The organism is Lysinibacillus sp. NPDC056232, assembly GCF_042267565.1.
In the GTDB taxonomy this organism is placed as follows: Bacteria; Bacillota; Bacilli; order Bacillales_A; family Planococcaceae; genus Lysinibacillus.
This window is the reverse complement of record NZ_JBHJTF010000019.1, coordinates 77,852-88,696: the sequence shown is the minus strand read 5'-3', so window position 1 is coordinate 88,696 and position 10,845 is coordinate 77,852. Positions and strand designations below refer to the sequence as shown.

The 10,845-nt window shown below is 39.7% G+C and carries 10 protein-coding genes; all 10 read right to left on the bottom strand.

Features of this window, described 5'->3' with window-relative positions:
• Positions 1 to 52 precede the first annotated feature (52 nt).
• On the bottom strand, positions 53 to 745 hold the full coding sequence (locus ACFCYJ_RS15125) for a zf-HC2 domain-containing protein (RefSeq protein ID WP_376074754.1): 693 nt from the start codon (positions 743 to 745) through the stop codon (positions 53 to 55).
• Between the two features lie 2 nt (positions 746 to 747).
• Positions 748 to 1,227 (bottom strand): RNA polymerase sigma factor, encoded by a 480-nt coding sequence (locus ACFCYJ_RS15120; RefSeq protein ID WP_376074753.1) that lies wholly within the window; start codon positions 1,225 to 1,227, stop codon positions 748 to 750.
• A gap of 325 nt (positions 1,228 to 1,552) precedes the next feature.
• Complete coding sequence (locus tag ACFCYJ_RS15115) at positions 1,553 to 2,065, bottom strand: adenine phosphoribosyltransferase (RefSeq protein WP_053484790.1); 513 nt, start codon at positions 2,063 to 2,065, stop codon at positions 1,553 to 1,555.
• A 33-nt stretch (positions 2,066 to 2,098) separates the two neighbouring features.
• Positions 2,099 to 4,417: a single-stranded-DNA-specific exonuclease RecJ gene (recJ, locus tag ACFCYJ_RS15110; RefSeq protein WP_376074752.1), complete on the bottom strand. Its 2,319-nt coding sequence runs from the start codon at positions 4,415 to 4,417 to the stop codon at positions 2,099 to 2,101.
• A 488-nt stretch (positions 4,418 to 4,905) separates the two neighbouring features.
• Complete coding sequence (gene trpA / locus ACFCYJ_RS15105; RefSeq protein ID WP_376074751.1) at positions 4,906 to 5,697, bottom strand: tryptophan synthase subunit alpha; 792 nt, start codon at positions 5,695 to 5,697, stop codon at positions 4,906 to 4,908.
• Positions 5,697 to 6,905: a tryptophan synthase subunit beta gene (trpB, locus tag ACFCYJ_RS15100; RefSeq protein WP_483869486.1), complete on the bottom strand. Its 1,209-nt coding sequence runs from the start codon at positions 6,903 to 6,905 to the stop codon at positions 5,697 to 5,699. Before trpB ends, trpA begins: the two co-directional genes overlap by 1 nt.
• Positions 6,905 to 7,519 (bottom strand): phosphoribosylanthranilate isomerase, encoded by a 615-nt coding sequence (locus ACFCYJ_RS15095; RefSeq protein WP_376074750.1) that lies wholly within the window; start codon positions 7,517 to 7,519, stop codon positions 6,905 to 6,907. The genes trpB and ACFCYJ_RS15095 overlap by 1 nt, the downstream gene beginning before the upstream one ends.
• A complete protein-coding gene (gene trpC, locus ACFCYJ_RS15090; protein WP_376074749.1) occupies positions 7,516 to 8,307 on the bottom strand; it encodes an indole-3-glycerol phosphate synthase TrpC in 792 nt (263 codons plus the stop codon). Before trpC ends, ACFCYJ_RS15095 begins: the two co-directional genes overlap by 4 nt.
• Entirely contained in the window at positions 8,304 to 9,335 is a 1,032-nt protein-coding gene (trpD, locus tag ACFCYJ_RS15085; protein ID WP_376074748.1) for an anthranilate phosphoribosyltransferase, read from the bottom strand. The genes trpC and trpD overlap by 4 nt, the downstream gene beginning before the upstream one ends.
• The gene (locus ACFCYJ_RS15080; RefSeq protein ID WP_376074747.1) at positions 9,335 to 10,708 is read right to left on the bottom strand and encodes a chorismate-binding protein; all 1,374 of its coding nucleotides are present in this window, start codon (positions 10,706 to 10,708) and stop codon (positions 9,335 to 9,337) included. Before ACFCYJ_RS15080 ends, trpD begins: the two co-directional genes overlap by 1 nt.
• Positions 10,709 to 10,845: the final 137 nt, after the last annotated feature.

Here is a 10,845-nt window from a genome sequence, read left to right as displayed (position 1 = left end):
CAGATTTCATAGTTGCACTTCTAAATAAAATTATTCACATTCTACATTAACATTATTTACCATCATAATACATATTTTCTATTTCTTCACTTACTTTTGGTAAATCCATTCCCTTTTCCCAAATCAAAATTTTATCTTTTGGAGTTCCATAATAAATCATTTTTATCTCCTTACCACGTTCTTTTTCCTGGTACTTAATGTCAATAAAATAATATCTCTTTTCAAAACCGTTATGTGGTTGTGCTTCTTGCTTAATCATTGGTCGTAAAGGAGTAATATAAAAGTTACCTTCCTTATCCATATCGTATTTTAACCTATCCAAACTATAACCATCATTTGTCTCAGCATAATAGAAAATTTTGCTGTCTGCCAATTGGCTTACATTCTTTATATCTACCTTATCAGTTGAAACGCTTATGATTTGCCAATTAAACAAACCAAAATACCCAAAAATGATAAGCGAAAACAATAATGCACTAATAATTATCCCTTTCATAAAGGATTTAATTCTTGACTGATTCCAAAAAGAAGAAATATTTTTTATAACATTACTATCATTTCTAATTGTTTCGATTTCTTCTTTCGGTAATTTAAAATCAGCTTTTAATCTATCTAATTCATTTTTACAATTATGACACCCAACAAGGTGTTCTTCTACCATTCTTTTGCTCTCATCACTGCATACATCGTCATAATACAACGGAAGCATATCTTTAATTATTTCACATGACACTTTATTACTCATATCTATTCCTCCCTCAGTAAATCTTGAATTTTACCTTTAGCTCGGTGAAATGTTACTCTTGCCCAACTCTCCGTTTTTTCAAAAAGTTGACTTATTTGTTTAAAGGACAGTTCTCCAAACACTCTTAATGTAAAAACTTCTTTATAAGGCTCTTCTAAGCGATGTAAGACCTTATGTAAATGGAAGGTTTCTTCTTTATTCACTATTATTGATTCAATGCTATTCTCGCTTATTTCTTCTGGTATATCGTCTGTAGCATATCGCTTTTGTTTATCGAGATAGGTAAAGTATGTATTTTTTGCTATTTGACAAAGCCATACATTGATTTTGCAATTGCCTTTGAAATTATCAATGCTTTTTAAAGCCTTAAAAAAAGTTTCTTGTGTTATTTCTTCTGCTATCTTTTCATTGCGACTTAATGATAATACAAACGAGTGAACATCTCGGAAATATTGATTGTATATACTCTCAAACTCAGTCACATTTCTACCTCCTTTCATAATTAAGACTAAGTACAGTAAGTTTCGTTACAAAAATTTAAAAAAAATCGGCAGACATATAGTTAGTCTGCCTTTAGGTCGTATCGTCCTTATTGAAGTAAACTGCTCCGTTAGTAGACTAGCAACAATCTTTTCGAAAACAGCCTTATAAATAAAAAAACGCCACAAAAATGTGACGCTTTTCATATTATTGTATGACTCTTCTGCAAAACGAGAGGTTGATTTCCGTTCCGGCTGGGCTCTTTCCTGGGGGCGACCAGTCTCCACTACAATCAACCAATTCATTTAGCAAGTAACCAATCATTTATTAATATTGAATAAGTGTTTTTATGTTTATGTCGCCAAGTTTTGCACGACCGTTTAGCTCTGTTAACTCGATAAGGAATGCACAGCCAACAACTTGACCACCTAATTGTTCAATTAAACGTACAGTCGCTTCAACTGTACCACCTGTCGCAAGTAAATCATCACAGATTAATACTTTTTGACCTGGTTTAATTGCATCTTTGTGCATTGTAAGCGTATCTTTACCGTACTCAAGCCCGTAATCAGCACTTATCACTTCACGTGGTAATTTTCCTGGTTTACGAACAGGCGCAAAACCAATTTCAAGCGCATATGCAACTGGACATCCGATAATGAAGCCTCGAGCCTCAGGACCTACTATAATTTCAGCACCTAATTCTTTTGCGTAACTTACGATTTGATCTGTTGCATATTTGTATGCAGGACCGTTATCCATAATTGTTGTAATATCTTTGAAGCTGATGCCCTCTTTCGGCCAGTTTTCAACCGTTGTTACGTATTGCTTTAAATCCATGTTATTGTTCCTCCTACGAAACTTTTTCGTATATTAATGTAATCGTTCATCAAACCATTGTTTTAATTCTATATAAGGGGCATATACAAGCTTTTGCTCCATTTCAATCTGTTCTGAACGCTGTTTGTAAGACGGTGCCTCTGCAAGTGCCTTTTTTGGTGCATTCACGTTGACAGTCGTCAGTCCACTCTCCATTTTAACAAAATCAAGTTCAAAAAACACCTGTGTCATAAATTTTAATGCATCTAATGGCCAACCTGTATGCTTCGCTAATTCAGCCAAATGCATATTCAGTGGAAAAGCAGGACGATTTTTCAAAAACTTATAATACCAGGAGAATTGCTCACGTGTAGGCAAACCACTGAAATACTGAGAATCAGGCATGTAAAAATGTGCATAAATTCGGGAAGAGGCTGTTTTTCGCAAGACATCTTCTAACATTTGAACATTTTGTGGCAAATCTAGTAGCACGATATAATTGGTTTGTTCTACATTTGAAAGCGTAGGATCCACTGCTAGGATTGGAACACCAATTAGAGATTGGTAATAGGTCACCGTCTCTGGACGGAAGGCGATGAATGTTGCCTCCTCTTTTGGGACCGTATTTAACCAGCGTGATGTTTGACGAATACCACGAATATCAAATAATTGCCATTCAGTCGTTTGGACATCTTCTATCATAAATTGTGCTTTTTTACGTCCTTGCCATTCGTTAATTTGTAAATCCCCAGTAAATGACACTTTTATTCCGTACGTTAACTCGTCGTGTAAATGTCCCTTATTGAAACCAACACTATCCAGTTTTTCGTAGCCATCGGTCAATTCCATTTTTATATGATTCTCTGCTGCTCCAATTTTTCGCATAGAAGATATCTCCACATCTTCAAGCACATAAACAGGCTTCGGAAAATCCGTACCATATGGACCAAGCGTTGAAATCTCTTCAATGGCATCTGCTGAAATTTCATCCATTTTTAGTGGTATATCAATATTGAGTACAGGTGTCAATTGCTCTTCTGATAAACATGCTCTTGCTTGAGTATCTAGTCGTGATCTTAATTCATCCACATGCTCAATTGATAATGTCATCCCCGCTGCCATAGGATGCCCACCGAAATGAGGTAATATATCTCGATTCTTTGCTAGTTCATTAAATAAATGGAACCCTTCTATACTACGGGCTGAACCTTTAGCTGTTCCTTTTTCATGGTCTAGTGAAAGTACAATTGTTGGACGATAATAAAGCTCGACAAGACGAGATGCGACAATTCCTACGACTCCAGCATTCCAGCCTTCTCCAGCAATAACTAAAACGAGTGACTCCCCAACCTTTTTATCTGATTCAATGAGAGCAATGGCCTCATCTGTAATACTTTTTACGATATCTTTGCGCTCACTATTACACGTATTAAGCTGTTTCGCTATTGCTATTGCCTTAGCATTATCCTCAGCCATTAATAGCTCTACACCTGGCGCCGCTTCTCCTAGACGACCAACAGCATTTAAGCGCGGTCCAAAGTAAAAACCGATTGTTTCTTCGCTAATTTTAGCTTGCTCTGCACTGGCTACTTCACACATTGCTTGTACCCAAGGGCTGAGTGAACGGCGCATTTCTTCTATTCCTCGTTTTACTAGGTAGCGATTTTCATCAACTAATGGTACTAAATCCGCTACTGTTCCAATAGCTACATATTCAAATAGCTGCGTTGGCAGTTCTCCACATAGAGCATGTGCTAACTTAAAAGCTACCCCTACACCTGCAAGCTCGCCAAATGGATAATGTCCTTCTGGTATACGAGGATGTAAAATAATATCGGCAGGTGGTAATTCATCGCCTGGTTCATGGTGATCTGTAACGATAACATCCATACCTAGTTCCTTCGCAATTCGAATCGGTTCCATGCCTGAAATACCATTATCAACTGTTATAATTAGCTGAACACCCTCGTCATGTGCTTCACGAAATAGCGCCTCATTCGGTCCATAGCCATGAATAAAACGATTCGGTATTTTAAACGATACATCGGCACCTAGATCAAGCAACACATTCAGCATTACTGTCGTGCTTGAGACACCATCCGCGTCGTAATCGCCAAATACAAGGATTTTCTCTCCGTTTTCAAGCGCATGCTCTATACGTGCCACAGCTTCTGCCATACCATGCATTAAAAACGGATCATGGATACTTGCTTCTGTCATATTTAATAAGCTCTCTGCGTCAGCAGTTGTTTCGCAGCCTCGAGCTGCTAAAATTTTCGCTGCAATCGCAGAAAGTTGTAGGTCATTTTGTAATGTTTGGACAAGCTTAGCGTCTGGGTGCTCTACCTGCCATCTCTTTTTCGATAGAATCATCTTTTCACTTCCTTACGTAGGCTATTATACAGAAAATCTAGCCTATCCGCACTATTTGTCAGAATGATAGTTTTATCCATTAGATTTTCAATTCAATCCGTTGGTTTTACTAAACTACTCGAAGGATAGAAGTCAGAGTGACAGATAGAAGAGTCAAAGTCGTGGTTAGAACCGTCAGAGTCGTTGTTAGAAGAACCGAAGTCGTCGATAGAACCGTCAAAGCCTTGGGTAGAACCTCAAAGTCATGGATAGAGCCGCCAAATTCATGGATAGAGCCGCCAAATTCATGGGTAGAACCTCAAAGTCGTGGATAGAGCCGCCAAATTCATGGGTAGAACCTCAAAGTCGTGGATAGAGCCGCCAAATTCATCGATAGAGCTGCCAAATTCATCGATAGAGCCGCCAAAGTCATGGATAGAGCCACCAAAGTCGCGGATAGAGCCGCCAAAGCCTTGGATACCAGTCTCAAAAGAAAAAAGCCTACTCCATTAAAGAGTAGACTTCTGAAATACACCTTTTGAAGCAAATACTAATGCTTCAACCTTATCTAAATCACCTTCATGCAATGCTGTCACGATCGCACTACCAACGATTACGCCATCACTAAGTGCCCCCATGCTAACCACTTGCTCGGGTGTTGAAATTCCAAAGCCAGCTAGTACTGGTATTTGACTTACTTCACGTAAGCGAGCAAAATGATCATGTAAATCATTTGCAAAGCTTGTGCGAGCCCCTGTGATTCCATTGACTGTCACAGCATAAACGAAGCCTTGACTAGCAGCCGCGATACGTGCAATTCGCTCTGGAGGACTTGTTAACGATACAAGTTGAACGATGTCGATATCTTGAGGATTTAATGTGTCACGTAAAACGGCACTTTCTTCAAGTGGTACATCAGGAACGATTAATCCTTTAACGCCCCCCGCTACACAAGCCTTCGCGAAAGACTCTAACCCAAAAGCTAAAACAGGATTAAAATAAGTCATAACAACTAACGGAACTTGAATGTCTTCTTTAAATGATGCTAATGCTTCTAGCACTTTACGTAATGTCACACCTTCTGCTAAAGCCCGTTCACCTGCTTGCTCTATCGTCGGCCCATCAGCTACAGGATCAGTGAACGGTATACCCACTTCAATTGCTGTTACCCCCATTTGCTGTAGCTTTAGGATCGTTGGCTTCAAAGTTTCTAGACCCCCATCGCCGGCCATAATATATGGTATAAATGCTTTATTACCAGCGATCTTCGATTGTTCAATTGCCTGCTGTAGTGTCGTCATTACACATCTCCTCCTAATGCTTTACGGACAGTATGAACATCCTTATCTCCTCGGCCGGATAAGCACACAACAATGATGTCATCTGTAGACATTGTCTTCGCAAGTTTTGCTGTATAAGCAATGGCATGCGAGCTTTCTAGTGCAGGTAGTATACCTTCTGTTTTACTCAGTAATTGCAAACCCTCAAGTGCTTCACTATCTGTAATCGAATCAAATTGGACACGCCCAATTTCATGTAAATAACAATGCTCTGGACCTTTCCCTGGATAATCTAGACCAGCTGAAATAGAATGTGCTTCCTGCACAAAACCATTTTCATCTTGTAATAAATACATGTATGCACCATGTAAAACGCCTAGCTGTCCACCCGCAATTGCTGCTGCATGCTTACCTGTCTCAATGCCACTGCCTGCAGCCTCTACTCCGTATAGCGCTACAGTCTCGTCGTCGACGAAAGGATGGAACATACCGATTGCATTACTCCCACCACCTATACAAGCAATGACTGCATCTGGTAAACGTCCTTCCTTTTTTAAAATCTGCTCTCTAGTTTCAACACCAATTACACGCTGAAAATCCCTTACGATTTTCGGGAATGGATGTGGTCCTAAAGCTGAGCCTAAAATATAATGAGTATCCTCAACATTCGTCACCCAGTAGCGCAGTGCTGCATTGACGGCATCCTTCAATGTTTTTGAACCTGTTTCTACAGATTCCACTTTTGTACCGAGTAACTCCATGCGAAACACATTCAACTGTTGGCGTTTTATATCCTCGGCACCCATAAATACAACACATTCAAGATTCAATAATGCGCATGCAGTTGCCGTGGCCACTCCATGCTGTCCTGCACCTGTTTCTGCCACTATTTTTCTTTTACCCATTCGTTTTGCAAGAAGCGCTTGACCAATCGCATTATTAATCTTATGGGCTCCAGTGTGATTTAAATCTTCACGCTTTAAATAAACCTTCGCGCCTCCTAGCTCTTTTGTTAAATTTTCTGCGTAATACAATGGCGTCTCACGACCAACGTATTGTTGTAAATAATAGGCTAGTTCCTCAGTAAACACTTGATCATTCATTGCCTCATCATATGCCGCCTCTAATTCCAACAAAGCTGTCATTAATGTTTCTGGAACAAATTGTCCACCAAATTTTCCGTATCGCCCTTCCTTTGTCGGTACACTATTTGCAATTGAATTCTCCACTATGCTCTCCCCTTCTTTACTGCCTGTATAAATGCGGTTATTTTTGCTATGTCTTTCACACCGTCTGTCTCCACACCACTCGATACATCTACCATAAACGGCGACACCAGCGACACCGCTTCTTCAATATTTTCAGCTTGCAAACCACCTGCTAAAATTAACTTTTCTCGCGGAATCCCTACCATCTCTAGGAGGGTCCAATCAAACGTGTGACCACTGCCTCCTTTAAAATCTGTCCCTGGTGCATCAAATAAGTAGTAGTCCACATCATAATTAGCAGCAGCCTGAACATCTTCAGCACCTCTCACGGACAAAGCTTTGATTGCTGAATAGCCTTGCTGCCGAATAAACTCCGGAGATTCTTCCCCGTGGTATTGCACATAATCTAATGGCACACTTTCGATCGCTGTGCGTAATTCCTCCGCACCTGGATTGACAAAAACACCGATTTTCAAAACGCCCTCTGGCACATGTTTGGCTAGTTGCTGTGCCTGTTCAACCGTCACTCGTCGTTTACTTGGTGCAAAGACAAAACCAATTGCATCCGCTCCTGCCTTTATTGCTGCCTGCACATGCTGTTGTTCCTTTAGTCCACAAATTTTCACCTTCGTCATACAGATGCACCCACCTTATTGACCTGTAAACTTTTTAGCGCAGCACCTGCATCACCACTGCGCATTAATGACTCACCTACAAGAACGCCACTAGCTCCCATGGCCGTCACCGCTTTAGCGTCTTCTTGCGTCCAAATCCCACTTTCACTTATTAATACTTTCTCTTCTTCGAACGGAAAAGCTTCAGCAATTTCACGTGTACGTTCTAAGCTCACTTCAAAGGTACGTAAATCACGGTTATTAACGCCAATCAGTTTGGCACCAACTGCAATAGCACGTTCAAGCTCCTCAAGATCATGCACCTCAACTAATACTTCTAAATTTAAGCTTGTTGCATAGCTATACAAGTCACGTAATGTCTCATCTGTTAACGCGGCTACAATTAGCAAAATAATGGATGCACCTGATGCCTTTGCAAATCGAATTTGCACACGATCGATCATAAAATCCTTACAAAGAAGTGGCGTTTGTACAGCATTTGCAACTGCCTCTAAATCATCAAAAGAGCCCTTAAAAAACCTTTTATCTGTTAAAACAGAAATGGCCGCTGCTCCAGCTTCTGTATAAGTTTTTGCCTGCGCAACTGGATCTGCCCCTTCTGCGATTAGCCCCTTCGAGGGGGAAGCACGCTTCATTTCAGAAATAACTTGTAATGTTTCAGCTTTTCGCAATCGCTCAAATAATGATGGACGCAGCTTTTCTGTAAAATTAGCTAACGGGTCGGGTTGTTCAAGTAAAGCACTAACTTCTATCTTTTTTTGTTCGAGAATTTTATTTAAGATATTCATTGTCGGACCTCCACTTCTTTAATACGCTCACTATAAGCAACGACTGCCTCTAATTTTTGAAGGGCACGCCCGCTAAAAATACTATCCTTCGCCATTTCTACACCTTCTTTAACGGTTTCAGCAATTCCATAGCTGAACAACCCAATACCAGCATTCAATAAAACTGTGTCAAAATAAGCACTTTGTTCACCAGCTAATAATTGACGCATAATAGCAGCATTTTCATCTGCATTACCTCCACGAATGGCCTCTATCGGTGCATAGCTGAGACCCGCTTCTTCTGCAGTTAATGAAAATGGAATTAAGTCTCCCTTATCTACTAGGATAAAAGTATTTTGACCAGCTAAAGAAGCCTCATCCAAACCTAGTGGCCCAGAAACGACCATTGCTCGTTCACGCCCGAGCATTTGTAATACGGAAGCATATTCCATAACAAAATTAGGACGATTAATGCCTGTAAATTGCGTCGATAAAGGCACTGGATTCGTAAGTGGACCGACAAGATTAAAAATAGTTGGCTTGCCTAGTGCCCGACGTACCTCGCCAATCCGCTTTAATTTCGGATGGACATTTGGAGCATACAAAAAGGCTATTCCTTCTTTCTCTAACAGCTCAACTGTTTGCTCAATGGAAATATTCGTATGAATACCGAGTGCTTCTAAAACATCCGAGCTTCCTGATGCCGAAGAAATTTTACGATTGCCGTGCTTCGCCATTTTGACACCTGCCCCTGCTAATACAAAGGCGCAAGTTGTACTTATATTAAATGTATTAAGACCATCCCCTCCAGTACCGCAATTATCCATATAGATTTCTGCTTTTGCTGGTACGTCTAGTGCAAACGAACGCATAATGGTAGCTAGTGCCGCTACTTCATGTGCTGTTTCACCTTTAACAGATAATGCCGTTAAAAAGCTTGCGATTTGTTCCTTTGGTGTGTCATCTTGGAACATCCATTTTGCTGCCTGTAGCATTTCCTCATACATTAAATGCTCTCGTTGTTGTACTTTTTGACGAATACCTTCCATTAATGTGAACCTCCTTCTTTTTCAAGTAGCTGCAAAAATTCCTGTTCGTCCTTTTCTATTTGTTTTAAACTTTCATCGATATTTGTGTATTTGGTCACCGTTACAGTTGTTTGCATATGCATTGTTTCATTTTCTATGACAACGGATTTTCCCGTTAAAGCAAAATCAAGATGACCGTTAAAACCGATAAATCCAAGAGCTCCTCTAAATATCCCAGTAGCTTGATCAGATTTTCCTAAATAATTTCTTGCTTGATCCTTTGGAATACTTGTTGATGCAAAGGGTGGTAACGTTGCAGCTAATACATCCAGTGCATGAAGCATCGGTAATATTTGCCCCTCGACTCTCGATGTCATGTGTAATGCATGCTTTGAACGCTCAATTCTCATTGCCTCAATGACTTGAATGGAATCTCGGAAACATACAGACTGTAGCTCTTGTTGCACGACAGAAACAAGTACAGCATGTGACTCCCTAATATTTGTGTTTTCATATAACTTTCGTTCATGTTCTAAATCTTCACCTTTTGTGGAACCTCTAGGATATGTCCCCTCTGTTGGTGTCGCAATCACACGCTCACCTTTTACACGAATTAGGCTTTCAGGAGATGTTCCTAAAACAACATGTTCCTCAAATTCTACATAATACATATAAGGAGCAGGATGTTTTTTACGCAATTGACGATATAAAGCGAATGCATCTCCTTGTAAATTTGCTAAAAAATGCTTTGATAGGACGACTCTTGTAATATCTTCATCTAAAGTAGCTTTAATAGATGTAAGCGAATCTGCAAATTGTTCATTCGTAGTAGCTTCAAAAGGTTCATAGCTACAAGTTGTATCCTTACCCTCTCTACCTTTTAAAAGCTGCTCCGCTAACTCTTCTAAATTTGGTTCTTTTTTTTCTGCATCAATATTTGTATGAATCAAAGTAACCTCATCTGTTACATGATCAAACACAATGACCGTCTCATACACATGGAAATGCACATCTGGTAGCTGCACTTTATCCTGAGCAGCCGATAATATCGTTGTAGCATCATGACCAACATAGCCAACAGCTCCTCCTGAAAATGGGAATTGTATCGTATTGGATATACGTGGCATTAATCTTTTCAATAAAACAAACATGTCGCCCTTATGTGTATAGGTGTTTCCGGTCTCATATGAATATTCTTGAATCTCATCTCCAAAGCCTTTATACGTTTTTCTTGGATTAGCACCGATAAAAGAAAAACGTCCTGCTCCTTCATGCTGTGCTGAACTCTCAAGCAGAAATTTATGATTCCCTTGTAGGCGTCTAAAAATTAAAATCGGTGTTAAAGAATCTGCATTAATAGTTTTCATTTTTGTTCTTGAACTCGTCGATTGCATAATTACCAAGCTCCTTTTCTTATAAATTCACTAACGTTTAACTAAAAAATGTATAGCAACTGAAGCGACTTTTATTGAATAAAGTTGAATAAAAAGGATCATCATCATAGCGTAGGGTCGATTTCTGTTCCGGCTGG

Coding starts and splice junctions, on each gene's coding strand:
- ACFCYJ_RS15125 (WP_376074754.1), bottom strand. CDS start 745: ATGAGTAATAAAGTGTCATGTGAAATAATTAAAGATATGCTTCCGTTG.
- ACFCYJ_RS15115 (WP_053484790.1), bottom strand. CDS start 2,065: ATGGATTTAAAGCAATACGTAACAACGGTTGAAAACTGGCCGAAAGAG.
- recJ (WP_376074752.1), bottom strand. CDS start 4,417: ATGATTCTATCGAAAAAGAGATGGCAGGTAGAGCACCCAGACGCTAAG.
- trpA (WP_376074751.1), bottom strand. CDS start 5,697: ATGACGACACTACAGCAGGCAATTGAACAATCGAAGATCGCTGGTAAT.
- ACFCYJ_RS15095 (WP_376074750.1), bottom strand. CDS start 7,519: ATGACGAAGGTGAAAATTTGTGGACTAAAGGAACAACAGCATGTGCAG.
- trpC (WP_376074749.1), bottom strand. CDS start 8,307: ATGAATATCTTAAATAAAATTCTCGAACAAAAAAAGATAGAAGTTAGT.
- trpD (WP_376074748.1), bottom strand. CDS start 9,335: ATGGAAGGTATTCGTCAAAAAGTACAACAACGAGAGCATTTAATGTAT.
- ACFCYJ_RS15080 (WP_376074747.1), bottom strand. CDS start 10,708: ATGCAATCGACGAGTTCAAGAACAAAAATGAAAACTATTAATGCAGAT.